General features: G+C 68.5%; 22 protein-coding genes and 1 tRNA gene. 2 read left to right on the top strand and 21 right to left on the bottom strand.

The genetic code is table 11. The features are described from left to right. Positions 1–42: 42 nt before the first annotated feature. The 15 genes from AB0N03_RS15085 to rplJ all read right to left on the bottom strand — a co-directional run bounded on the left by AB0N03_RS15085 (position 43) and on the right by rplJ (position 17,215). Positions 43–3,546 (bottom strand): DNA-directed RNA polymerase subunit beta, encoded by a 3,504-nt coding sequence (locus AB0N03_RS15085; RefSeq protein ID WP_364370893.1) that lies wholly within the window; start codon positions 3,544–3,546, stop codon positions 43–45. A gap of 678 nt (positions 3,547–4,224) precedes the next feature. Then, positions 4,225–5,205 carry a hypothetical protein gene (locus AB0N03_RS15080; protein ID WP_364371005.1) on the bottom strand — a complete coding sequence of 327 codons (981 nt, stop codon included), beginning with the start codon at positions 5,203–5,205 and terminating at the stop codon, positions 4,225–4,227. A gap of 81 nt (positions 5,206–5,286) precedes the next feature. Next, positions 5,287–5,874: a hypothetical protein gene (locus AB0N03_RS15075; RefSeq protein WP_364370891.1), complete on the bottom strand. Its 588-nt coding sequence runs from the start codon at positions 5,872–5,874 to the stop codon at positions 5,287–5,289. Between the two features lie 36 nt (positions 5,875–5,910). Continuing rightward, positions 5,911–7,176: an MlaD family protein gene (locus tag AB0N03_RS15070; protein WP_364370889.1), complete on the bottom strand. Its 1,266-nt coding sequence runs from the start codon at positions 7,174–7,176 to the stop codon at positions 5,911–5,913. Next, a complete protein-coding gene (locus AB0N03_RS15065) occupies positions 7,176–8,354 on the bottom strand; it encodes an MCE family protein (RefSeq protein ID WP_364370887.1) in 1,179 nt (392 codons plus the stop codon). Before AB0N03_RS15065 ends, AB0N03_RS15070 begins: the two co-directional genes overlap by 1 nt. Then, positions 8,351–9,535, bottom strand: coding sequence for an MCE family protein (locus AB0N03_RS15060; protein WP_364370885.1), 1,185 nt, complete (start codon positions 9,533–9,535; stop codon positions 8,351–8,353). Before AB0N03_RS15060 ends, AB0N03_RS15065 begins: the two co-directional genes overlap by 4 nt. Then, complete coding sequence (locus AB0N03_RS15055) at positions 9,532–10,518, bottom strand: MCE family protein (protein ID WP_364370883.1); 987 nt, start codon at positions 10,516–10,518, stop codon at positions 9,532–9,534. Before AB0N03_RS15055 ends, AB0N03_RS15060 begins: the two co-directional genes overlap by 4 nt. After that, positions 10,515–11,543, bottom strand: coding sequence for an MCE family protein (locus tag AB0N03_RS15050; RefSeq protein ID WP_364370881.1), 1,029 nt, complete (start codon positions 11,541–11,543; stop codon positions 10,515–10,517). The genes AB0N03_RS15055 and AB0N03_RS15050 overlap by 4 nt, the downstream gene beginning before the upstream one ends. Then, positions 11,540–12,865, bottom strand: coding sequence for an MCE family protein (locus tag AB0N03_RS15045; protein WP_364370879.1), 1,326 nt, complete (start codon positions 12,863–12,865; stop codon positions 11,540–11,542). Before AB0N03_RS15045 ends, AB0N03_RS15050 begins: the two co-directional genes overlap by 4 nt. Continuing rightward, positions 12,862–13,698 carry an ABC transporter permease gene (locus tag AB0N03_RS15040; protein WP_003060266.1) on the bottom strand — a complete coding sequence of 279 codons (837 nt, stop codon included), beginning with the start codon at positions 13,696–13,698 and terminating at the stop codon, positions 12,862–12,864. The genes AB0N03_RS15045 and AB0N03_RS15040 overlap by 4 nt, the downstream gene beginning before the upstream one ends. 4 nt (positions 13,699–13,702) lie before the next feature. Continuing rightward, positions 13,703–14,455, bottom strand: a complete 753-nt coding sequence (locus AB0N03_RS15035) for an ABC transporter permease (RefSeq protein ID WP_360676183.1) — start codon at positions 14,453–14,455, stop codon at positions 13,703–13,705. A 38-nt stretch (positions 14,456–14,493) separates the two neighbouring features. Beyond that, positions 14,494–15,690 carry an ABC transporter ATP-binding protein gene (locus AB0N03_RS15030; RefSeq protein WP_364370877.1) on the bottom strand — a complete coding sequence of 399 codons (1,197 nt, stop codon included), beginning with the start codon at positions 15,688–15,690 and terminating at the stop codon, positions 14,494–14,496. Between the two features lie 288 nt (positions 15,691–15,978). Continuing rightward, positions 15,979–16,122 carry a hypothetical protein gene (locus tag AB0N03_RS15025; RefSeq protein ID WP_364370875.1) on the bottom strand — a complete coding sequence of 48 codons (144 nt, stop codon included), beginning with the start codon at positions 16,120–16,122 and terminating at the stop codon, positions 15,979–15,981. 101 nt (positions 16,123–16,223) lie between these two features. Then, positions 16,224–16,610, bottom strand: a complete 387-nt coding sequence (rplL, locus tag AB0N03_RS15020) for a 50S ribosomal protein L7/L12 (protein ID WP_364370873.1) — start codon at positions 16,608–16,610, stop codon at positions 16,224–16,226. A 50-nt stretch (positions 16,611–16,660) separates the two neighbouring features. Next, positions 16,661–17,215: a 50S ribosomal protein L10 gene (gene rplJ, locus AB0N03_RS15015; RefSeq protein WP_364370871.1), complete on the bottom strand. Its 555-nt coding sequence runs from the start codon at positions 17,213–17,215 to the stop codon at positions 16,661–16,663. A gap of 276 nt (positions 17,216–17,491) precedes the next feature. Here rplJ and AB0N03_RS15010 point away from each other — a divergent pair, with 276 nt between their 5' ends. Beyond that, a complete protein-coding gene (locus tag AB0N03_RS15010) occupies positions 17,492–18,355 on the top strand; it encodes a hypothetical protein (protein WP_364370869.1) in 864 nt (287 codons plus the stop codon). 1 nt (position 18,356) lies between these two features. Here AB0N03_RS15010 and AB0N03_RS15005 read toward each other — a convergent pair whose 3' ends face one another. The 6 genes from AB0N03_RS15005 to AB0N03_RS14980 form a co-directional block, all read right to left on the bottom strand. Beyond that, on the bottom strand, positions 18,357–19,130 hold the full coding sequence (locus tag AB0N03_RS15005; protein WP_364370867.1) for an alpha/beta fold hydrolase: 774 nt from the start codon (positions 19,128–19,130) through the stop codon (positions 18,357–18,359). A gap of 70 nt (positions 19,131–19,200) precedes the next feature. After that, complete coding sequence (gene rplA, locus AB0N03_RS15000) at positions 19,201–19,920, bottom strand: 50S ribosomal protein L1 (RefSeq protein WP_284747830.1); 720 nt, start codon at positions 19,918–19,920, stop codon at positions 19,201–19,203. 191 nt (positions 19,921–20,111) lie between these two features. Further along, complete coding sequence (rplK, locus tag AB0N03_RS14995; protein ID WP_364370865.1) at positions 20,112–20,546, bottom strand: 50S ribosomal protein L11; 435 nt, start codon at positions 20,544–20,546, stop codon at positions 20,112–20,114. 73 nt (positions 20,547–20,619) lie between these two features. Further along, positions 20,620–21,462, bottom strand: coding sequence for a transcription termination/antitermination protein NusG (gene nusG, locus AB0N03_RS14990; RefSeq protein WP_364370863.1), 843 nt, complete (start codon positions 21,460–21,462; stop codon positions 20,620–20,622). A 73-nt stretch (positions 21,463–21,535) separates the two neighbouring features. Beyond that, complete coding sequence (gene secE, locus AB0N03_RS14985; protein WP_364370861.1) at positions 21,536–21,976, bottom strand: preprotein translocase subunit SecE; 441 nt, start codon at positions 21,974–21,976, stop codon at positions 21,536–21,538. 26 nt (positions 21,977–22,002) lie between these two features. Then, positions 22,003–22,075: transfer RNA gene (locus AB0N03_RS14980), tRNA-Trp, on the bottom strand. Between the two features lie 206 nt (positions 22,076–22,281). Here AB0N03_RS14980 and AB0N03_RS14975 point away from each other — a divergent pair. Next, positions 22,282–23,211: a TIGR03619 family F420-dependent LLM class oxidoreductase gene (locus AB0N03_RS14975; RefSeq protein ID WP_364370859.1), complete on the top strand. Its 930-nt coding sequence runs from the start codon at positions 22,282–22,284 to the stop codon at positions 23,209–23,211. The last annotated feature ends 19 nt before the right edge of the window (positions 23,212–23,230 follow it).

Below are 23,230 nucleotides of genomic sequence, written 5' to 3'. Positions count from 1 at the left end.
GGGGGGCCTGCGGGAGGCCGGTCCCCCTCGCTCAGCTCGCGATCAGTGCACGACGTCGTCCACCGAGGGCGACTCGTTGCGGGACAGGTTGATGCCGAGGTTCGCCGCGGCGCGCTCAAGGTCCTCGTCGTCGGAGTCGCGCATCTCGATCGCCGCGCCGTCGCTGGAGAGCACCTCGACGTTGAGGCACAGCGACTGGAGCTCCTTGAGGAGCACCTTGAACGACTCCGGGATGCCCGGCTCGGGGATGTTCTCCCCCTTGACGATGGCCTCGTACACCTTGACGCGGCCGACCACGTCGTCCGACTTGATCGTCAGCAGCTCCTGCAGCGTGTAGGCAGCGCCGTACGCCTGCATCGCCCAGCACTCCATCTCACCGAAGCGCTGGCCACCGAACTGCGCCTTACCACCCAGCGGCTGCTGCGTGATCATCGAGTACGGACCGGTGGAGCGGGCGTGGATCTTGTCGTCGACCAGGTGGTGCAGCTTCAGGATGTACATGTAGCCGACCGCGACCGGGTACGGGTACGGCTCGCCGGAACGGCCGTCGAGCAGCGTGGCCTTGCCGTTCTCCTTGACCATGCGCTCGCCGTCACGGTTCGGCTTGGTCGCGCTGAGCAGCCCGGTGAGCTCCTCTTCCTTCGCGCCGTCGAACACCGGGGTCGCGGTGTTCGTGCCGGGCGCGACGTCGTAGAGCTCCTCGTTGAGGTTCTTGGCCCAGCTCGGGTTGCCTTCGATCGTCCAGCCCTGCGACGCCAGCCAGCCCAGGTGCAGCTCGAGGATCTGGCCGATGTTCATCCGTCGCGGCACACCGTGCGTGTTCAGGATGATGTCGACCGGGGTGCCGTCCTCCATGAACGGCATGTCCTCGACCGGCAGGATCTTGCCGATGACGCCCTTGTTGCCGTGGCGGCCGGCGAGCTTGTCGCCCGGCTGGATCTTGCGCTTCTGGGCCACGTAGACGCGGACCAGCTCGTTGACGCCCGGGGGCAGCTCGTCGTCGTCCTCGCGCGAGAACACGCGGATGCCGATGACCTTGCCGGTCTCGCCGTGCGGCACCTTCAGCGAGGTGTCGCGGACTTCGCGGGCCTTCTCGCCGAAGATCGCGCGGAGCAGGCGCTCCTCCGGGGTCAGCTCGGTCTCGCCCTTCGGCGTGACCTTGCCGACCAGGATGTCGCCGTCGCGGACCTCGGCACCGATCCGGATGATGCCGCGCTCGTCGAGGTCGGCCAGGACCTCTTCGGAGACGTTCGGGATGTCCCGGGTGATCTCCTCGGCGCCCAGCTTCGTGTCGCGGGCGTCGATCTCGTGCTCCTCGATGTGGATCGACGTCAAGACGTCGTCCTGCACCAGGCGCTCCGAGAGGATGATCGCGTCCTCGTAGTTGTGGCCCTCCCACGGCATGACCGCGACGAGCAGGTTCTTGCCGAGCGCCATCTCACCGTTCTCGGTGGACGGGCCGTCGGCGATGACCTGACCCTGCTCGACCCGGTCGCCCTCGTTCACGATCGGGCGGTGGTTGAAGCAGGTGCCGTGGTTGGAGCGGCGGAACTTGTACAGTCCGTAGCTCTTCCGCGTGCCGTCGTCGTGCATGATCGTGATCAGGTCCGCCGAGAGCTCCTCGACGACACCCGACTGCTCGGCGACGAGCACGTCACCGGCGTCGACCGCGGCCCGCAGCTCCATCCCGGTGCCGACGTACGGCGCCTGGTTGCGGAGCAGCGGCACGGCCTGGCGCTGCATGTTCGCACCCATCAGGGCGCGGTTCGCGTCGTCGTGCTCGAGGAACGGGATCATCGCCGTCGCGACCGAGACCATCTGCCGCGGCGAGACGTCCATGTAGTCGATGTCGAGCGGGTCGATCAGCTCGACCTCGCCGCCCTTGCGGCGGGCCATGACCCGGTCTTCGACGAAGGTGCCGTCGTCGGAGATCGGCGCGTTGGCCTGGGCCTTGACGTACCGGTCCTCTTCGTCCGCGGTCAGGTAGTCGACCTGGTCGGTGACCCGGCCTTCGACGACCTTGCGGTACGGCGTCTCGATGAAGCCGAACGGGTTGACCCGCGCGTAGGAGCAGAGCGAGCCGATCAGGCCGATGTTCGGGCCTTCCGGCGTCTCGATCGGGCACATCCGGCCGTAGTGCGACGGGTGGACGTCCCGGACCTCCATGCCGGCGCGCTCACGGGACAGACCACCCGGGCCGAGGGCCGACAGACGACGCTTGTGCGTCAGGCCCGACAGCGGGTTGTTCTGGTCCATGAACTGCGACAGCTGCGAGGTGCCGAAGAACTCCTTGATCGCCGCGCCGATCGGGCGGATGTTGATCAGGGTCTGCGGGGTGATCGCCTCGACGTCCTGCGTGGTCATGCGCTCACGCACGACGCGCTCGGTGCGCGACAGGCCGACCCGGATCTGGTTCTGGATCAGCTCGCCGACCGTGCGCAGGCGCCGGTTGCCGAAGTGGTCGATGTCGTCGGTCTCGACCGGGATCTCGGTGCCGTTCGCCGCGACCACCTTGTCCTCGCCGGCGTGCAGCCGGACCAGGTACTCGATGGTGGTGACGATGTCCTCTTCGGTCAGCGTCCCGGCGTCGTACGGCGACTCGAGGCCCAGCTTCTTGTTGACCTTGTACCGGCCGACCTTGGCCAGGTCGTAGCGCTTCGCCTTGAAGAACAGGTTCTCCAGCAGGGTCTGCGCGCTCTCCTTCGTGGGCGGCTCGCCCGGGCGCAGCTTGCGGTAGATGTCGAGCAGCGCCTCGTCGGTGCCGGCGGTGTGGTCCTTCTCGAGGGTCGCCAGCAGCGTCTCCGAGAAGGAGAAGCGCTCGCGGATCGCCTCGGTGGTCCAGCCCAGGGCCTTCAGCAGCACGGTGACCGGCTGGCGGCGCTTGCGGTCGATGCGGACGCCGACGGTGTCGCGCTTGTCGACGTCGAACTCGAGCCACGCGCCGCGGCTCGGGATCACGCGGACGCTGAAGACGTCCTTGTCGGTCGTCTTGTCGACGTCCCTCGAGTAGTAGACGCCCGGCGAGCGGACCAGCTGGGACACGACGACACGCTCGGTGCCGTTGATGATGAACGTGCCCTTGTCGGTCATGACCGGGAAGTCGCCGAGGAAGACCGTCTGGCTCTTGATCTCGCCCGTGTTGTTGTTGACGAACTCGGCCGTGACGAACAGCGGCGCGGCGTACGTCATGTCCTTGTCCTTGCACTCCTCGATCGAGGCCTTGACCTCGTCGAAGCGCGGGGCGGAGAAGGACAGGGACATCGAGCCGGAGAAGTCCTCGATCGGGGAGATCTCGTTCAGGACCTCTTCGAGGCCGCCGACCGGGTTTTCTTCTCCTTCTTCGACACGGCGTTCGAACCACGCTTCGTCCCCGGTGAACCACTGGAACGACTGGATCTGGACGTCGAGCAGGTTGGGCGTGTTGAGCGGTTCGCGAATCTTTGCGAAGGAAACCCGCTTGGGCGCGCCGGGGATTCCCGTGGACTCCGAGCGAGATTCAGCCGAGGTGGTCGCAGCAGTGGCCTGGTTCGCGGGAGAGACTGCCAAGATGCGTCCTTCCGGGGACAATGAGCGGTGACGGCCGCCATAGCAACAGCTATGAGCGACTGTCAAGGGTGCCGTGTGCCCACTATCCTAACTACCGGCTCCGGGCAGCCTGAAAGAGGGCAGCGCAAAGAGGCAGTCTAGCCCGAACGGCGCGGTCTGTCCAGGGGGCGCTCCCGATGGGGCCCAGCCTGCCTCGCGACGTCTTCAGGTATGCCTCCAGGCGAACCGGTTGTCCCTCCCGCAAGGGCCGCCGGTTTCGCCGTTCGGGAGTAAGCGTGAACCCACCGGGCCCGAGAGTCAAGATGCCACACGGGGGTCCCGCCGGTTGGCGCAGCGTGGAAGAGGGTCAGCGGAGCGTGAGCGGCCGTATAGTGTTCCAGTTACCGGCCGGTAGCGCCAGTAATAGGGGTCAGACCTGGGGTTTTCGGTATTTTCTCGGAGGCGCAGCCTGTGTTCCAGGCCACTTCGGACGGCACCGGTTCCGCCGTCGACGGCGTGTCGCGGCGCTTTCCGGTAACCGCCCGGCGCCGTGCGGGGGGTGTCACAGCGACCCCAGGCGTCGCACGCGTCCCGGGCCTCGTGACGCCCCCACACGCGTCCGGAGCGACCCTCCGGTGTACCGCCGGGCCCGGGTGGTCCTTCGGGCCGCAGAGCGGCCGAGGAGGCCCGGACACGGCTCTACTTCGTCGGCGAGGGCGACGCCGACGGCGCGGAGGACGCCGGTGCCTGGGTGGCCGCCGGGACCTTGGGCGCGTTGTACGTGTCCATGTCCGTGATCTTCCACTTGTCGCCCTGGAGCTGGGCGTTCAGGTGGAGCTGGGCGGTGCCGGCGGTCGTCTTCTTCGTGTCCGTGCGGGTCGAGGTCTGGTCGACGAAGACCATCACCTTCGCCAGGTCGCCGTTGAGCATGATCACCGCCGCGCGGGTGACCTTGCAGGTCACGACCATCTTCTGCGTCGGCGCGAGGCGCTTCACCTCGCCCATCAGCGAGTTGTACTTGTTCTTGACGTCGTCGTTGGCGAGCAGGTCGTTCGCCGCGTCCTCGGTCTTCTTGATGTTGTTGAAGTCGTAGGAGAACAGCGCCTCGGCCGCCTTCGACACGGCGTCCTTGACCTGGGCCGTCTTCGCGACGTCCAGCAGCGCCGTGTTGCTGGTCGCCGAGGAGACCTGGACCTCCTCCGACTTGAACCAGAACGCGAGGCCACCCAGGATCAGCGCGACGAGCACCAGCGCGCCCGCGACCACGTACGGCCGCTGCACCGTCGGGCCCGCGGGCTTCGACGGCTCCTCGTCCTCGTCGGCGACGAGGACCTCGGAGACGTCGGTCGGCTTCGCGATCCCGGTGTCGCGCTTCTTCCGCCGCGGCGCCGGCCGCGCGGGAGCGTCTTCCTCGTCGGGCTCGCCGGAGAGGGCGTCGACCTTCGGCTCGTCCTCGGTGCCGACCGCCGCGAACACCGCCGTGTCCTCGGCGGACGGCGCGGTGTCGAGCTGCCCGCTCGCGCCTTCGAACGACTTCGCGGGCTTGGCGGCCGGCTTCGGCGCCGGACGCGGCGCGGGCCGGGGCCGCGGCTTGCGCGCCCCTTCGGGCGGCACCGCGGGGAGCTGGCCGGTCCGTTCGGCGGGCGACTCGTCGGTCGACGGCTTGCGCAGGCCGGCCACGCGGGGCCGGCGCGGCGGCGGGGTGCTGCTGCGAGGCGGCTGGCGGCGGGAGGGGGGCACTACGACTCCTTCTGCGTGACGCTACTGGCCCGCGGCGACGAGCGGGACGCTGTCGATGCCGGACAGCTTCCAGTCGTCGCCCACGCGGGTCATCGACACCTCGAGGCGCAGCGGCTTCGCGCTGCTCTTGTCCCCCTGGGTGACGGTCGTGGCGATGGCGGCGAGGAAGCTGGCCTTGCCTTCGTGGTCGTCCAGCTCCTCGACGGCGATGTCCTGGACGTCCGTGGTGACCTTCGTCTTGGCGTCGGCGAGCGCCTTGCGGAACGTCGGCGCCGACTGGTCGATCTGCTGCGACATCTTGTCGTCCGACACGGACTTCTGCCGGGCGAAGAAGCCGTCCAGGTCCGTGTAGTCGACCTCGGTGTAGGCCTTCAGCGCGTTGGTGCCCGCCTTGACCACCGCCTCGCGCGAGGCCGCCAGGCCGGCGTTGTCGTCGTTCGCGGCCACCCACCACTGGACGCCGAAGATCGCCGCCGCGATCAGCGCGGCCAGGGCCAGCGCCGCGGCGCCGAGCACCAGGATCCGCGAGGACGGTTCCTTCGACGGCGTCTCGGGGGCCGGCTCCTCGGCCTCCGCCACCGCCACGGCGGCCGGCTCGTCCGAACTCATAGCACTCCAGGGTAGGTAGCGGTCATCAAATCCACGTCAGGCGAGGCCGAGCAGCGAACCCAGGCTGTTCAGGCTGACGCCGGGGCTGCCGACGATGCCCGGGACACCGCGGGTGTCGCGCTCCTCCGCGAGCTCCTCGGCCGGCCGGTTCGCGTTGGCCGACACGTCGCTCGAGGACGGCGCGACCGGCACCCCGCCGTACGGCGCGTTCTGCGCACCCCGCACGTTGATCGGGCTGCCCTTCGGTTCGGCACAGTACGCGTCCTCCTTCGCCGCCTTCGGCGAAGTCTCGGCTCCGGTGCGGTACTGCGAGTACGGCAGGTACCCCTTCGTGCACGCCGGCGGGTTGAAGAGGTTGAGCACCAGGCCGAGGTGCGCGGTGCCGTCGCCGGGCGCCACGCTGCTCGCCGCGCCGGCCAGCGCCGGGTAGGTGACCAGGCCCTGCTCGATGCCGTCGAGCCGGGTCACGGTCAGGTTGGCCGTGGTGAGCAGGTTCGCCGTCAGCGCGCCGAGGCCCGGGCCGGACTCCCGCAGCACCTGGCTGATCTGCGTCGCCACCTGCGGCGTGATGCCGATGAGCTTGCGCAGGTCGCCGTCGGAGTTCTTCAGGGTGCCGGTGAGCTCGTTGAGGCTCTTGCTGAACGACGCGAAGTTCTCCGCCTCGTCGTTCTGCGTGTCCAGCACCTTGCCGCCCTGGTCGAGCAGCTGGATCGTCTGCGGCAGGTACTCCTGCGCGGTCGCGGTGAAGCTGCGCGCGGTGTCGAGCAGCTTCTGCAGGTCGCCGCCGGTGCCGCGGAAGGCGTCGTAGGACTCGTCGACGACCGTGCGCAGCGAGTCGACCGGGACCGAGGCGGCCAGCGTGTCGAGGTCGCCGATCAGCCGGTCGGTGCTGACCGGGGTGGTCGTCTTCGACGCCGGGATGACCGAGCCGCCCGCCAGGTACGGGCCCTTGTCGGCCTTCGGCTTGAGGTCGACGTACTGCTCGCCGACCGCCGACCGGTTGGCGACGACCGCGTCGAGGTCCGCCGGCACCTGCGGCGCCGACGGGTCGATGTTCAGGTCGGCCTCGAGCCCCGTCTGGGTCAGCCGCATCTCCCCGACCCGGCCGATGTTGTAGCCGCGGTAGGTGACTTCGGCGTTGGTGAAGATGCCGCCCGACTCGTTGAGCTGCAGCTTCACCGTGTAGCCGTCGTTGCCGAACACGGTGCCGAGCCCGGCGAACCGGATCAGCGCGTACACGATCGCGACGATCGAAATGATCGCGAAGGCGATCAACTGGATCTTCGTCCGGCGAACCAGCATCAGCCCGCACCTCCCGACAGGAGCCCGAAGAGGTTGCCGAGCCCCGGCTTCGACTGCCCGGACTGCGGCTGGCCGCTCTGCCCGGGGATCGGCAGCGGCGGGTTGCCCGCCGCGCCTTCGGTGCCGCCGGTCAGCCCGGCCAGCGGCAGCTGCCCGGACAGGATGTTCTGGCGGCTGCTGCCCAGGTTCTCGACGACGGTCTTCAAGTTCAGGTCCACCTTCGCGAACAGGTTGAAGTAGTCGCCCTTGACGCCGTTGACGGCCTGGTCGCTGAACGGGAACGTCAGCAGGATCTGCAGGGCCTTCGGCAGGTCGTTGCCCGCCTCCCCGAGCTTCTGCAGCGTCGGCGTCAGCGCTTTCAGGTCGGCGACGAGGTCCTTCTGCGACCGGTTCACGGTGTCGGTGGCGACGCCGGAGAGGTTGTCCAGCGCCTGCAGCATCGTGACCAGCTGGCCGCGCTGCTGTTCGAGCACACCAAGACCGGGCCCGAGGTTGTCGACCGCGCCGACCAGCTTGTCCTTCTGGCCGTTCAGGGTCGAGGACAGCCGGTTGAGCCCGTCGATGGCCCGGGTGATGTTGCGCGACTGCTGGTCGAGGTTCGTGACCAGCTGGTTCGCGTTGTCCAGCAGCGCCTTGATGTCCGGCTCGCGGCCGGACGTGGCGTTGTTGAGCTCCTTGGTGATGGTGTTGAGCTGGTCGACCCCACCGCCGTTGAGCAGCAGCGACAGCGCGCCGAGCAGCTCTTCGACCTCGACGCTGCGGTTCGTCCGGGCCAGCGGGATGGTCGCGTTGTCGGCGAGCTTGCCCTGGGCCTGGTCGTCGCCGGGCGAGGCCAGCTCGACGTACTTCTCGCCGAGCAGGCTCGACTGCTTCACGTTGGCCAGCGCGTTGGCCGGCAGCTTGATGTCGCCGTTGACCTTCAGCGTCACCAGCGCGTGCCAGCCGTCCTTGGTGAGCCCGACGTTCTCGACCCGGCCGACCGGCACCTCGTCGACCTTCACCCCGGCCTGCGGGGTCAGGTCGAGCACGTCCCGGAACTCGACGTTCACCGTGTACGGGTGGTCGCCCAGGTCGGCGCCACCGGGCAGCGGCAGATCGTAGATGCCGTTGAACGCGCAGCCCGAGAGCATCAGCGCGGACACGGTGGCCAGCGCTCCGACGGTCAGCAGCTTCTTCACTGGCCACCTCCGTAGAGCTGCCCGGCGATGGGCAGCGGCAGCGGCGGCAGCTGACCGGCCTGCAGGGCCTGCACGGTCTGCGCCACGGACGGCAGCGGGATCACCTTGTCGACCACGCCGGCGATGCTCTCGCAGGCGTTGCCGAGCACGTCCGGAATGCTCTTGGTGCCGACCTGCTTGAGCAGGCGGCAGATCATCACCAGCGGCGGCTGGGTCAGCTCGTTGAGGTTCGGCCGGGCATCGAGCGTGCCGGACGAGCCGTTGTAGGTGTTGACCAGGTTGCTCAGGCCGACCGGCGCGACGTCGAGGATCTCGGCGAGCGAGCTGCGCTGGTCGACGAGCACCTTGGTGATGCCGGCCAGCTTGTCCACGTTGGACTTGAGCCGGTCGTGGTTCTGGTCGATGAACGCCTGCACCGCGGTGAGCGTCGTCCCCAGCTGCTGCACGGTCGCGGCGAGGTTGTCCTTTTCGGACGCCAGGTAGCCGCTGACGTCGGCGAGCTGGCTGTCGAAGCTGCGGACCTGCTTGTCGCTGTCGGCCAGCGTCTGCGAGAACTTGCCGAGGTTCTCCACGGTGGAGAACAGGTCGTCCTTGTTGCCGGCCAGCGTGCCGGCCGCCTGGCCGAGCTTGGTGATCGTGTCGTGCAGGGCCTGGCCGTTGCCGTCGACGTTCGCCGCCGCGGTGTTCAGCAGGTTCGACAGCGACCCTTCCTTGTTGGCGCCGTTCGGGCCGAGGGTCTCGCTGACCCGGGCCAGGCTGGACGCGAGCTGGTCGACCTCGAGGGGCACCTCGGTGCGGTCGAGGCCGATCACCGCGCCGTCGGAGATCCGCGGGCCGCCGACGTAGGCCGGGGCGAGCTGGACGTAGCGGTCGGACACCAGCGACGGCGCCACGATGAGCGCCTTGGCGTCGGCCGGGACGGCGACCGAGCGGTCGTACTCGAACTCGACCTTCACCTGGTTGCCCATGGGCTGGATCTTGGTGACCGTGCCCATGTCGACGCCGAGCATCCGCACGCTGTTGCCCTCGTACAGGCCGACGGCGCCGGCGAAGTACGCGGTCAGGTGGTTGCGGCCGGCGTCCTTGAGCGTCCACCAGATCCCGCCGGCGACGACGAGCGCGAGGACGATCGCGATGGTGAAGCCCCGGGTCAGGGCCATGCCGAAGCGGGTGTCACTCATTTCGTGTAGCACCCCTCTTCGTTGATCGGGCCGAACGACGGCAGCACCAGGCCGCAGATGTAGTTGTCGAACCAGCGGCCGTTGCCGATGGTGTTGGTGAAGACGCGGATGAACGGCGCGAACTTCGCGATGCCCTGGGCCAGCGAGTCCTGGTTGCGCTGCAGCATCGACGTCAGCTGGTCCAGCGACGTGAGCACCGGGTCGAGCTGCTTGCCGTTGTCGTCGATCAGGCCCTGCAGCTGCGTCGCCAGCTCGCGGGAGCCGTTCAGCAGCGACGTGATCGCGTCTTCGCGCTGGGACAGCTCGTCGAGCAGCTTGGTGCCGTCGGTGAGCAGCTTCTGCACCTCGGCGTCGCGGTCGACCAGGGTCTGGGACACCTCACGGGTGTTGGCCAGCAGGTTCGACAGCTGCGTGTCACGCGAAGCGATCGTGTCCGACAGCTTCGACAGCCCGGACAGCGCGCCCTTCACGTCTTCCGGCGTGTTGGCGAAGGTCCCCGAGATGGTGTCGAAGCTCTTCGCCAGCTGCTGGGTGTCGATGTTGTCCACGGTCTGCGACAGCCCGCGGAACGCGTCGAGCACGTCGTAGGGGGCCATCGTCCGGTCCCGCGGGATCGCGGCGGCCGGGCTCAGCGAGCCCTGGCCCTGCGGGTCCAGCGACAGGTACTTCTGGCCGAGCAGCGTCTTGATCTTGATCGCGGCGCTGGTCCGGTCGCCGAGCCAGGCGTCCTTGACCTTGAACGACACCTTGACCGACGCGCCGTCGAGCTCGATGTCGCTGACCTTGCCGACCTTGACGCCGGCGACCCGGACGTCGTTGTCGACCTGCAGCCCGGAGGCCTCGCTGAACTCGGCGGAGTAGGTCGTGCCGCCGCCGATCACCGGCAGGTCGTCGGAGTTCAGCGCGGCGATGAAGCCCAGGGCCAGGACGGCGATGCCGACCAGCGCGATCGGGACGGGGTTGCGCTTCTGGAAGGACTTCATCCCGAGCACCTCTCCCGGTTGACCGGGATCAGCGGGATCGGCACATCGTTGATCAAGGGGGGCAAGCTGACGCTCCCGGAGAACTCGCAGGCGTAGAAGTTGAACCAGGAGCCGTAGTCCGCGGTGCGGGTCAGCGTGCTCACCTTGGTCGGCAGGAACTGGATGAAGTGCTCCAGCTCCGGCTCGTTCTTGTTGAGCTGGTCCGTGAGGTTCCCGAGGGCGCTGATGTCGTTCTTCAGCGGCTCCCGGACATCGCCCAGCAGGCCGGACGTCGTCTCGGCCAGGTTGCCCAGGCTCTCGATCGCGTCGCCGATCGGCTTGCGGTCCGCGGCCAGCCCGGAGACCAGCTGCTGCAGCTTGACGATCAGGTCGTTGAGCTGCGGCGTGTGCGCGTTGACCGTGTCGAGCACCGAGTTGAGGTTGTCGATGACCTGGCCGATCACCTGGTCCTTGTCGGCGATCGTGGTGGCCAGCGACGCCGTGTGCGACAGCAGGCTCTCCACGGTGCCGCCCTCGCCCTGCAGGACCTGGATGACCTCGTAGGACAGCTTGTTGACGTCGTCCGGGTTGAGCGCGGTGAACAGCGGCTTGAAGCCGTTGAACAGCTCGGTCAGGTCCAGCGCCGGGGTGGTGCGGTCCAGCGGGATGGTGCCGCCGGGCTGCAGGGTCTTCCCGGCGCTGTCGTCTCCCTCGCCGAGGGAGACGTAGCGCTGCCCGACCAGGTTGCGGAACTTGATCTGCGCGGTCACCCCGGCCGGCAGCGTGCGCCCGGCGTCGACCTCGAACTCGACTTCGGCCTGGCGCTTGTCGACGATCTTGACGTCCTTGACCTGCCCGACGCGGACGCCGGCGATGCGGACGTCGTCGTTGGGCAGCACGAGCGTCGCGTCGGTGAAGCGCGCCTTGTAGGCGTTGGTGCTGGTGGTGTTGATGTTGGCGATGCTGATCCCGAGGATCGTCGTGAGCACCACGGTGACGACCACGAAGACGCAGAGCTTGATCAGCGGCGCGAGCAGGCCCCTCACTTCACCGTCACCTCCGCCCCGCGGTAGAGCGGTCCGACGAGCAGCGAGCTCCAGCCCGGGACGTCGGCCGCGTTCATGCCGAGCTGCGGGCCGAGGAGGTCGGCGAGGAAGCCCTGCTCCGCGGGCGAGTAGGCCAGGTCACCGCCGCTACCGTTGCCGCCGGCCGCGTCCTGCTTGAACTTGGCCGGGTTGAGGCCCTCGCCCACGGTCTTCGGCGCGGCCTGGTGCTTGGTGCCGTCCTGGAACGCGCCGTCCGGCGGCTCCGACGGGAACGGCTTCGGGATGTCCTTCATGTCGTAGCACCGCGGGCCCCGCTTGTCCTCGAACCGCGGCTCCTCCTTGCCCGCTTCGTACGGCGCGCGCGGCACGATGATCTCGATCGTCGCGTGCAGGCCGGGCTGGTTCGTGCCCTTGCCGAGCGCCTGGTCGATCAGCGGCACGTTGTCGGCCATCTGGGAGATCACGCAGGGGTACTCCGGCGCGTACTTCGCCAGCAGCTCGGCCGTCGGCCGGGCGGTGTCGGCGAGGGAGATGATGTTCTCCTTGTTGTTCTGCAGGAACGTCTGCAGGTCCACCGAGGCCTGGGTCAGGCTGCCGTAGAGGTTCGACAGGTTCTGCTGCTCGTCGACCACGGTCCGGGTCGTCGTGCTCAGGTTGTCGAGGCTCTGGACCAGGTCGGGCGCGGCGTCCTTCAGGTTGTCCGAGAACTCCGCGAGCGCCTTCAGGTTGTGCTGCAGCTCGGGTTCGTGCGGGTTCAGCTCGCCGATGTAGGTGCCCAGCTGCGTCAGCGTGTCGCCGAGCTGATCGCCGCGGCCCTGCAGCGCGGTCGAGATCGCGGTGAGCGTCGCCGACAGCTTCTGCGGCTGCACCGCCTGCAGCACCGGCATCAGGTGCTCGAAGGCCTGGTCCAGCTCGATCGCGCTGGACGTGCGGTCCTGCGGGATGACGTCGCCGCTGGCGAGGGTCTTGGCCGACGGATCCTTCGGGATCTCCAGCGAGACGAACCGCTCGCCGAAGAGGGTCTTCGGCAGGAACCGCGCCGAGACGTTCTCCGGGATCAGCTTCACCGACTCCGGGTCGAGCGCGAGGGTCAGCTCGGCGCCGTGGTCGGTGGCGACGATGTCCTGGACCGAGCCGACGATCAGCCCGCGCACCTTGACGTCGGACTGCTTGATCAGCTGGTTGCCGATCTTGTCGGCCTGCAGCTTGACCGTGACCACGGACGTGAAGGCCTTGTCGTACATGGCGATCGACAGCGCCACCCCGCCGACCATCACGGCGATGAGCGCCAGGCCGAGCAGCCTGCGTCGGAGCGTCCTCATCCCGCGATCCTTACCGTGACGTCGGTTCCCCAGATGGCGAAGCCGATGAAGAAGTTCATGATCGACACCGTGACGATGGACAGGCGCACGGCCTTGCCGACCGCGACGCCGACGCCGGCCGGGCCGCCGGTCGCCCGGTACCCGAAGTAGCAGTGCGACAGGATGATCAAGACGCTGAAGAGCAGCACCTTGATGAACGAATAGAGCACGTCCTGCGGTGGTAAGAACAGGTCGAAGTAGTGGTCGTAAGTGCCGGCCGACTGGTTGTAGATGTAGATGACGACCAGTCGTGACGCGAGGTACGAGCTCAGCAAGCCGATGATGTAGAGCGGGATGACCGCGACGAACCCGGCGATGATCCGCGTCGTCACCAGGTACGGCAGGCTCGGCACGCCCATGACTTCCAGCGCGTCGATCTCCTCGGAGATCCGCATCGCGCCGAGCTGCGCGGTGAACCCGGCACCGACGGTGGCGCTCAAGGCGAGGCCGGCGACCAGCGGGGCGATCTCACGCGTGTTGAAGAACGCCGTCAGGAAGCCGGTGAAGGCCGACGTCCCGATCGAGTTCAGCGCCGAGTAGCCCTGGAGGCCGACGAGGACACCGGTGAACAGTGTCAGGCCGACCATCACGCCGACCGTGCCGCCGATGACCGCGAGCGAGCCGGAGCCGAAGCTCACCTCGGCCAGCAGCCGGAGGACTTCCTTGGTGTAGCGACGCAGCGTCCGCGGCGTCCACAGCAGCGCCCGGCCGTAGAACGACATCTGGTCACCGAGGGTGTCCAGCGTCTGGAGGGGTCGGTTGGCGACGCGCTTGGCGCCCTGGAGGAACGTCATGGCGCTAGTCCAGCTTTCCGGGCACGATCTGCAGGTAGATCAGGGTGATCACGAAGTTCACGACGAAGAGCATGAGGAACGTGATGACCACCGACTGGTTCACCGCGTCCCCGACACCCTTCGGGCCGCCGGAGGGGTTGAGACCTCGGTAGGACGCGACGACGGCGGCGATGAACCCGAAGATCAGCGCCTTGAACTCACCGACCCAGAGGTCGGGCAGCTGCGCGAGGGCGGAGAAGCTCGCCAGGTACGCACCCGGCGTCCCGCCCTGCAGCACGACGTTGAAGAAGTAGCCGCCCAGCACGCCGATGACGCTGACCATGCCGTTGAGCAGCAGGGCGACGAGCATCATCGCGAGGGTGCGCGGCACGATCAGCCGCTGCACCGCGGAGACGCCGAGCACCTCCATCGCGGCGATCTCTTCGCGGATGGTCCGCGCGCCGATGTCGGCGCAGACGGCGGAGCCGCCCGCACCCGCCACCAGCAGCGCGGTGACCAGCGGACTGGCCTGCTGCACGGTGGCGAGCACGGAGCCCGCGCCGGTGTAGGACTGCGCACCCAGCTGGCGGGCGAGCGACCCGAACTGCAGCGAGATGACCGCGCCGAACGGGATCGCCACGAGGGCCGTCGGCAGGATGGTCACGCTCGCGATGAACCACGACTGCTGGATGAACTCCCGCAGCTGGAACGGGCGCTGGAACAGGCCACGGATGATGTCGAGGCCGAGGGCGAACAGGTTCCCGGTTTCGCGGAGCATGCCGATCCCGGGAATCTTCGCCTGTGATGCGGGAGAACTCACCGGCCACCTGGCCCATTGCTCGGTGGCATCCGGTGCGTGCCGGATCTCGGCGGCTGGCCGCCGCCCGGGATCCGGGCGACCTGGTCGGCGGGCAGCTGGCCGTGGTGCTGGTTCGGGACGCCGTCACCCTGCCGGGCGCCCGTCGGGACCTGCTGCTGTTGCTGCTGCTGGGCCTGCGCGACCCGCCGCGGGCTGACGCCGTAATGGCGCTGCTCCTCGGGCGACAGGGAGGCGATGATGCTCTGCTGCGCGGCATCCGGCAGCCGGTGCATGATCTCCATGACCCGGTCCTTGCGGCGGACCCCGCCCATCCGCGTCGGCACGCCCGGCGTCGTCTGCATCTGCGGCGGCACCCCGGTGACGTCTTCGACCCCGCCCGCGTGGTGCCCGGCGTCGAACATCGCCTGCTCGGCGGCCATCTGCGCGGAGTCCTTCTCCTCGGACATGCCGATCGGACCCTGCATCTTGCCGTTGAGGAACTGCTTGACGACCGGCTCCTCGCTGGTCAGCAGCACCTCGCGCGGGCCGAACATGACCAGTTCCTTGCGGAAGAGCATGCCCAGGTTGTCCGGCACCGTGCGGGCCAGGTTGATGTTGTGCGTGACGATCAGGAACGTCGCGTCGATCTGCGCGTTGACGTCGAGGAACAGCTGCGAGATATAGGTGGTGCGAACCGGGTCGAGGCCCGAGTCCGGCTCGTCGACCAGGATGATCTCCGGGTCCAGCACGAGGGCACGGGCGAGGCCCGCGCGCTTGCGCATACCGCCGGAGATCTCGCCGGGGAGCTTCTTGTCGGCGCCGTTCAGACCGGTCATGTCGAGCTTCTCGAGGACGATCCGGCGGATTTCCGTCTCGGACTTCTTCGTGTGCTCGCGCAGCGGGAAGGCGACGTTGTCGTAGAGGTTCATCGAGCCGAACAGCGCGCCGTCCTGGAAGAGGACGCCGAAGAGCTTCCGGATCTCGTACAGCTTGTGCTCGGAGCAGGTGACGATGTCGACACCGTTGATCACGCAGCGGCCGCGGTCGGGCTTGAGCAGCCCGATCATCGACTTGAGGAACACCGACTTGCCGGTTCCCGACGGTCCGAGCATCGCCGACACTTCGCCCGGAGGCAGCGTCAGCGTGACGTCCCGCCAGATGGCCTGCTTACCGAAGGACTTCGTCAGACCTTCGATGACCACCTCGGCACCCATCGCACCTCCAGGAGCTGTTCCGCGTCATTGCGCCCGCTGCCACACCCATGCCACCCCATGCCGGCGGCGGGTGCGGGCCTGGCGCCCCAAGAACCCGCGTCAACCAGGTGCAACGAGCTGAGTGCGAACAGGTTACTCACCAGTTTTCTTTTCTGGCCAGCCCTGGTTCCATCGTCACCCCGCCGTGATCGGCAACTGCAGGCACGGTAGTCCATTCGGGGCAACGACGCAGATCTCCGAGGCCCGGAACCCTCGATTTAGGGACCCGGGGCTATTCGGACACCACTCCTAGGGGATCACGGTGAAAGCGGCGACGACCAGCAGGAACAGCACGGGTGTGAGCACGGCCGCCGCGGAAAGCGTCAGCAGGGGCCGGGGTGCGCAGAGCTGCTGCGCGAGGAGCTCGACGTGCTCGGGATCGGTCATGGTCATCGAGTCGCTCCGGGGGCCGTCCGTGCAACACGGAAAGGGCGGGCACCCGAGTGGGTGCCCGCCCTTTCGCGGGTGATGCTTCGGCGCTTACGCGCCCGAGATCACTTGATGGAGATCTTGGCGCCCGCGGCCTCGAGCTTCTCCTTGGCGGCCTCGGCGGCCTCCTTGTCGACCTTCTCCAGGAGGGCCTTGGGAGCGGCCTCGACCAGCTCCTTGGCCTCCTTCAGGCCCAGACCGGAGACGACCTCGCGGACGACCTTGATGACCTGGATCTTCTTGTCGCCGGCGCCCTCGAGGACGACGTCGAACTCGTCCTGCTCCTCGGCGACCGGGGCAGCGGCGCCGGCCGGGCCGGCAGCGGCGACGGCGACCGGCGCGGCGGCGGTCACGTCGAAGACCTCTTCGAACTCCTTCACGAACTCGGACAGCTCGAGGAGGGTCAGCTCCTTGAAGGCGTCGATCAGCTCGGCGGTGCTCAGCTTCGCCATGATGGCTTCCTCTCAGAAAAACGAACTAGACGTTCGGGGTGGGGGATGGTTCAGCTCTCGGCGGGTGCTTCGGCTGCTTCGGTACCGGTGGCTTCGCGCTGCTTCTCCTCCAGCGCGGCAGCCAGGCGGGCGACCTGGGACGCCGGCGCCTGGAACAGCGCGGCGGCCTGGGACAGCTTCGCCTTGAACGCGCCCGCTGCCTTGGAGAGCAGGACCTCACGGCTGTCGAGATCGGCGATCTTGTTGATCTCGTCCACGGACAGCGCTTTGCCGTCCATGTAGCCGCCCTTGATCACAAGCGCGTTGTTGTCCTTCGCGAAGTCGCGAAGCGCCTTGGCGGCGTCGACCGCTTCACCCTCGACGAAGGCGATGGCGGTCGCGCCGACGAACAGGTTCTCGAGACCGGTGATGCCGGCGTCTTCGGCAGCACGCTTGACGAGGGTGTTCTTCGCGACCCGGTACTTGGCACTGGTGCCGAGAGCGCGGCGCAGCTGGGACAGCTGGGACACGGAGAGGCCGGTGTACTGGGTAACGACGGTGGCCGAGCTGGTGCGGAAGCTCTCCGCGATCTCGGCGACGGCCGCCACCTTGTCGGGCTTCGCCATGGTCGCCTCCTCTCTTGGCTAGTGTTTCCACTGGCGCCGAGGGGCCCCCGAACGACGAAACGCCCTCGCGCGAGCAGGCGCGGGGCGTTGTTCCGGCACAGAGCCGGGGCCTCGTTCCTCCTGCGCGGGCCGCCCCGGCGAGTGCGGGACCTTCGTTCCCCGTCTGGGACGAGGAAAACCAGCGGTCTTCGGTAGAACGTCGTCAAGAATACCTCGTCAAGTCGACAAGCCTTCTCCGACCCCCACCTTCGCGGCGGCGTGGGGCATCATGGTCACGTGGCGGAGCAGCGCGATGACGGAAAGCCGGGCTCGGAAGTCGAACCGGCGGGCTCGAACCCGCCCGCCGCACCGTCGCCGGGTCAGCCGCCGATGGACCAGGCGCAGCTGGAGCAGTTCAGGCAGTTCCAGCAGTTCCAGGACTATTTGCGGTTCACGCAGTCCCAGCAGGGCGACCAGCCGGCGCCCCCGCCGGACGCGGGAGTGGTGCAAGCTCCGGCGTCGCAGCCGGCCACGCAGAATTCCGGTGCGGGCCAGCCGCCGGTCATTCCCCCGGGTTACCAGCTGGTCCCCACCGAGCGCCGTCGGGCGCCGAAGTGGGTCAGCTGGCTGGGCAAAAAGGTGATCGCGTGGGTGCTGGCGATCGTGATCCTCGGCTTGGCCGGGACGTGGCTGTACAACCACTTCTTCCCGAACGACGCGGGCAAGTCGTCGGCCCAGCTGGCCCAAGAGGGCGGCGGGACCTATCACACCAACCGCATCCTCTCGACCAGCCCGTACGAAGCCGTCCGCGAGGTCTACGACGCCATCGCGCAGAACCTGGTGCCGCAGGCCTGCGGGCGGATGGACGAGCCCATCCAGCAGAAGTTCGCCCAGGACCTGGGCTACGCCGACTGCCAGGTCGCGGTGCACGAGCTGAACCGCAAGGTCACCAGCAAGAACGACTACGCCGAGTCGATGCCGTCGTACGTGTCCGAGCCGCTGCCCGGCGACCGGTTCACGATCAGTTCGTGCCGGTTCGGCATCAAGGGCGGGCCCGCCCTCGGCGCGTTCACCGTGCAGAAGGTCGACAAGAGCCAGTGGCTCATCACGGCGCACACCAACGAATCCACGCCGTGCCCGGCGGCGCCACCGACCAGCTGACTCAGCGGAGGTGCGGGGCGGTCAAGAACGTCACCAGCGCCTCCGAGAACGCCGACGACATCACCGCCGTCATGTGGTCGCCCGGGATCCGGACCAGCCGGGCCCCCGCGATGGCCGCCGCCAACCGCTCCGGCTCCGCCGCCAGCAAATCCTGGTCCCCCGCCAAGACCAACGTCGGCACGCCGATCGACGACAGGTCGAGGTGACCGTCCTGCGAAGCCAACGCCACCGCCGCCAACGCCTGGCGATCCCCACCCACCGCATCAGCCAGCAGCCGGAACGGCACTCCCGACGGCGGAACCGTCGACGGGTCCGCCGCCAGCAAAGCCGAAGCGATGTCGGCCGGCTTCACCACCCGCAGGTCGACGCCGCCGAAGTCGACGATGCCCGATCCCACTCCGCCCGTGGCCAAGCGGCGGATGCGCTTGTCCGCCGCCGCGGCCGCCAGGGCGATGATCGCGCCCATCGAGTAGCCGACCAGGGAGACCTCGTCCAGGCGTAGCTCGTCGAGCAGGGCCGAAATGTCGCGGGCCATGCTGTCGCCCGTGTAGCGGGACTCGTCGTGGGGCTTCTCCGAACGGCCGTGGCCGCGAGCGTCCAGGGAGAGCACCGTCAGGCCGGCCTTGCGCAGCGCCGCCACCACACCGGTGGAGATCCAGTTCGCGTTCGTGTCGGCCGCGAAGCCGTGTTGCAGCAGCACCGGGTGGTGGGCGGTGTCGCCCTCCCAGAGGGTGTAGTTCAACCGGAGGCCGTCGAACGACGCGAAAGTCGGCATGACCTCCATGAGACACGAAGAAAGGGCGCCCCCGCAGCAAGCGGGGACGCCCTTTCCGGTGATGTCCGACTCAGACGTTCGCGTCCTCGGAAAGGAGGTTGCGGGTCCGCAGCGGGTCGACCGGGATGCCCGGGCCCATCGTCGTGGTGAAGGTGACCTTCTTCAGGTAGCGGCCCTTCGCCGACGACGGCTTGGCGCGGAGGATCTCGTCCAGCGCGGCCGCGTAGTTCTCGACCAGCTTCTCCGTGTCGAAGGAAGCCTTGCCGATCACCAGGTGCAGGTTGGCCTGCTTGTCGACGCGGAAGTTGATCTTGCCGCCCTTGATGTCCTTCACGGCCTTCTCGACCGCGGGGGTCACCGTGCCGGTCTTCGGGTTCGGCATCAGGCCACGCGGGCCGAGGATGCGGGCGATGCGGCCCACCTTGGCCATCTGGTCCGGCGTCGCGATCGCGGCGTCGAAGTCGAGCCAGCCACCCTGGATGCGCTCGATCAGCTCGTCGGTGCCGACCGCGTCCGCGCCGGCGGCCTCGGCCTCGGCGGCCTTGTCGCCGACGGCGAAGACGATGACGCGGGCGGTCTTACCGGTGCCGTGCGGCAGGTTCACGGTGCCGCGGACCATCTGGTCGGCCTTGCGCGGGTCCACACCCAGACGCATCGCGACCTCGACGGTCGCGTCCATCTTGGTCTTGGAGGTCTCCTTCGCCAGCTTCGCGGCATCGAGGGGCGCGTACAGCCGCGCCTTGTCGATGAGCTCCGCAGCCTGGCGGTAAGCCTTGCTGTGCTTGGTCATGCTTCTGTCCTTAACTTCGAAAACGGATCAGTGTGGTGCGAGCCGCACTCGGCTCTCCCACTCGAGCTAGCGCGAAATCGCGCCGGTTTCTGGACCGAGCGATTCGATCGGCCCCTCGGGCCGAGCGGATCGGAAGGGAAGAAATCGGCTTAGAGCGATTTCGCCGCCTCGACGGAGTCGAGGCAGAAAACTCAGTCGACGACCGTGATGCCCATGGAGCGGGCGGTGCCGGCGATGATCTTCGCCGCCTGGTCGATGTCGTGCGCGTTGAGGTCGGTCTCCTTGGTCTTGGCGATCTCGCGGACCTGGTCCCAGGTGACCTTGGCGACCTTGGTCTTGTGCGGCTCGCCGGAGCCCTTCTCGACACCAGCGGCCTTGAGCAGCAGGCGCGCGGCCGGCGGCGTCTTCAGCTTGAAGTCGAACGACCGGTCCTCGTACACGGAGATCTCGACCGGGACGACGTCCCCGCGCTGCGACTCGGTCGCGGCGTTGTAGGCCTTGCAGAACTCCATGATGTTGACGCCGTGCTGACCCAGAGCCGGGCCGACCGGGGGCGCGGGGTTGGCCGCGCCCGCCTTGATCTGCAGCTTGATGATCGCCGCAAGCTTCTTCTTCTTGGGAGGCATTCTTTTCCTGTCCTGTACTACGTTCCCCGCGTACCTGCCGTGGACGTGGGGACTGCGGCCGGCTAGGCGACCGTCAGATCTTGGAGACCTGGGTGAACGACAGCTCGACCGGGGTCTCCCGGCCGAAGATCGACACCAGGACCTTCAGCTTCTGCCCGTCGATGTTGACCTCGGAGATCGTCGCCGGCAGCGTGGCGAACGGGCCGTCCATGACCGTGACCGACTCGCCGATCTCGAAGTCGACCTCGACGGCCGGGCCACCGAGCGGGGCCGCGTTCGTGGCGGAGTCGCCCTTGCCGCCCTTCGCGGGGGCTTCGTTCTCGACCTTCGGGGCGAGGAACTTCAGCACCTCGTCCACGGTCAGCGGCGACGGCCGCGAGGTGGCGCCGACGAACCCGGTGACGCCCGGCGTGTTGCGCACCGCGCTCCACGAGGCGTCGTTCAGGTCCATCCGGACCAGGATGTAGCCGGGCAGCACCTTGCGCTGCACCTGCTTGCGCTGGCCGTTCTTGATCTCGGTGACCTCTTCGGTCGGGACCTCGATCTGGAAGATGTAGTCCTCGACGTCCAGGGTCGTGGTCCGGGTCTCGAGGTTGGTCTTCACCTTGTTCTCGTACCCGGCGTAGGAGTGCACGACGTACCACTCGCCGGGTGCGGCGACCAGCTCGGCGCGCAGCTTCGCGACCGGGTCCTCGTCGTCCTCGGCGGGTTCGGCCTCGTCGGCGGCTTCCTCCGGCGCGGCCTCGGCCACGTCTTCGGTGCCGTCCTCTTCGCTGGAAGCGGCTTCGTCGACCTCGTCGGACACCTCGACGGGCTCGAGGTGCGCGGACTCCTCGTCACCGAGTGCCGCGTGCACCTGCTCGTCGGAAAGCTCGGTCAGGTCGTGACCGGCTGATGTGCCGTTGTCGGAGGTCACGTTCCGTCCTCTCAGTTGATCATTGCCGGGGTCAGGCCGGGACCTGAGCCCCATCGGCGCGCGCCGAGGCGCGTCAGCCGAAGATCTTGCCGATGCCCCATTTGAATGCCAGATCGAGCACGCTGACGAGGGCCACCATGAACACCACGAAGGCCAGCACGACCGCGGTGTAGGTGACCATCTGTTTGCGGTTCGGCCAGATGACCTTGCGCAGCTCCGCCCACACCTCGCGGATGAAGCGGATCAGCCGCGCGAACACCGACGCCTTCTTCGGCTTCTGGTCCCGCTTCGGGGTCGGAGCGCCCTTCGCGTCGGAGGCGGTCTTCTCCCCCGATTTCCCGGCCGGCCGGGACTTGTCGTCCGCACGTGCCGCGGACTTGCCCGCCGGACGAGCGGTCGCGCGGCGTTCACGCCGGGCAGCGGCTGTGACCGGGCGAGACGGGTTCTCGGGCTTGGACCCGGTACCGTCCTGCTCCTGCTCGCCGCCACTGGCGTCGCTGTCGCTCACGACCACTCCTTCGCTCCACCAGTTCCGTTACGCAGGGGTGACAGGACTTGAACCTGCAACCTGCGGTTTTGGAGACCGCTGCTCTGCCAATTGAGCTACACCCCTGTGGAGCCCCGATCGCTCGGAGCCCCCGAGGACGCATTCCATCATCCCCACCATCCAGGCGGGGATGACCGTAGTGCGTTCCAAGTCCCGAAGTCTACGGCAAGCCTCACGAGAGCCCGCAACCGCGCCCCCCGATCGACCGCCGAACCCCGGCCGGCCTGCGGAATACTCCCCGCCAGCCACCCGATCATGCCAGGATGTCCGCCATGACGAGCAACCCGGAGTCCCGCTCACCGGTGAGCGGGACGCGGCTCGGCCTCGCGCTGCCCCAGTACGGCGCGCTCGCCGACCCCGCGGCCGTCGCGCGTTTCGCGACCGCCGCGGAGGACCTCGGCTTCGGCTCGCTGTGGGTCGGCGACCGGATCCTGACGCCGCGGGAGCCGTCCGACCTGTACCCGGGCGGCGGGACGCCGGCGCACCCGTACCCCCGGGAGTTCGAGACCTTCGCGGACCCGTTCACCACGCTCGCGACCGCGGCCGCGGTGACGCGGACCGCGCGCCTGGGGATGAGCGCCCTGACCGGCCCGGTCTATTCCCCGGTGCTGCTCGCCAGGGCCCTGACTTCGCTCGACCTCGCCAGCGGCGGCCGGCTGGACGTCGGCCTCGGGCTCGGCTGGCTGCGCGAGGAGTACTTCGCCACCGGCGTCCCGTGGGAGGGCCGCGGCCGGCGGCTCGACGCGGTGCTCGACGCGCTCGACGCGATCTGGACCGGCGACCCGGTGGCGCACGAGGGCCCGCAGTGGCGGATCGCGCCGTCGACGGTCGGCCTGCGCCCGGCGCAGGACCCGCGCCCGCCGGTGCTGCTCGGCGGCTTCTCCCCGCCGGCGCTGGCCCGCATCGGGCGGCGGGCCGACGGCTGGCTGGCCGGCTGGATGCCGCGCCAGTACCTGACCGGCCTCTGGTCGGTCGCGCTCGAAGCGGCCGAGAAAGCCGGCCGCGACCCCGGCACCCTGCGGCGGGTGCTGCGGATCAACCCGCGCGCGGGCACCGGGGTCGAGTCGGTCGCGGACGTCCCGCCGTGCCTGGACGTGGCCCGCGAGGAGGGCATCACCGAGGTCCTGGTCGACCTGCACTTCGTCGCGAAGGACGTCGACCACGCCCTGGAGCTCGCGGCCGAGCTCGTCAACTCCCGGTAGCGGTCAATCCCTCCCTGGA

Origin of the sequence: Amycolatopsis sp. NPDC051061 (assembly GCF_040682935.1) — a bacterium.
Lineage (GTDB): Bacteria > Actinomycetota > Actinomycetes > Mycobacteriales > Pseudonocardiaceae > Amycolatopsis.
The sequence above is the reverse complement of the archived record's forward strand: the minus strand, read 5'-3'. Positions and strand labels throughout refer to the sequence as shown.

Coding starts and splice junctions, on each gene's coding strand:
- AB0N03_RS15060 (WP_364370885.1), bottom strand. CDS start 9,535: ATGAGTGACACCCGCTTCGGCATGGCCCTGACCCGGGGCTTCACCATC.
- AB0N03_RS15070 (WP_364370889.1), bottom strand. CDS start 7,176: ATGCTGGTTCGCCGGACGAAGATCCAGTTGATCGCCTTCGCGATCATT.
- AB0N03_RS15025 (WP_364370875.1), bottom strand. CDS start 16,122: ATGACCATGACCGATCCCGAGCACGTCGAGCTCCTCGCGCAGCAGCTC.
- AB0N03_RS15045 (WP_364370879.1), bottom strand. CDS start 12,865: ATGAGGACGCTCCGACGCAGGCTGCTCGGCCTGGCGCTCATCGCCGTG.
- rplA (WP_284747830.1), bottom strand. CDS start 19,920: ATGACCAAGCACAGCAAGGCTTACCGCCAGGCTGCGGAGCTCATCGAC.
- AB0N03_RS15035 (WP_360676183.1), bottom strand. CDS start 14,455: ATGCTCCGCGAAACCGGGAACCTGTTCGCCCTCGGCCTCGACATCATC.
- rplK (WP_364370865.1), bottom strand. CDS start 20,546: ATGCCTCCCAAGAAGAAGAAGCTTGCGGCGATCATCAAGCTGCAGATC.
- AB0N03_RS14975 (WP_364370859.1), top strand. CDS start 22,282: ATGACGAGCAACCCGGAGTCCCGCTCACCGGTGAGCGGGACGCGGCTC.
- rplJ (WP_364370871.1), bottom strand. CDS start 17,215: ATGGCGAAGCCCGACAAGGTGGCGGCCGTCGCCGAGATCGCGGAGAGC.
- rplL (WP_364370873.1), bottom strand. CDS start 16,610: ATGGCGAAGCTGAGCACCGCCGAGCTGATCGACGCCTTCAAGGAGCTG.
- AB0N03_RS15005 (WP_364370867.1), bottom strand. CDS start 19,130: ATGCCGACTTTCGCGTCGTTCGACGGCCTCCGGTTGAACTACACCCTC.
- AB0N03_RS15040 (WP_003060266.1), bottom strand. CDS start 13,698: ATGACGTTCCTCCAGGGCGCCAAGCGCGTCGCCAACCGACCCCTCCAG.
- AB0N03_RS15030 (WP_364370877.1), bottom strand. CDS start 15,690: ATGGGTGCCGAGGTGGTCATCGAAGGTCTGACGAAGTCCTTCGGTAAG.
- AB0N03_RS15075 (WP_364370891.1), bottom strand. CDS start 5,874: ATGAGTTCGGACGAGCCGGCCGCCGTGGCGGTGGCGGAGGCCGAGGAG.
- AB0N03_RS15055 (WP_364370883.1), bottom strand. CDS start 10,518: ATGAAGTCCTTCCAGAAGCGCAACCCCGTCCCGATCGCGCTGGTCGGC.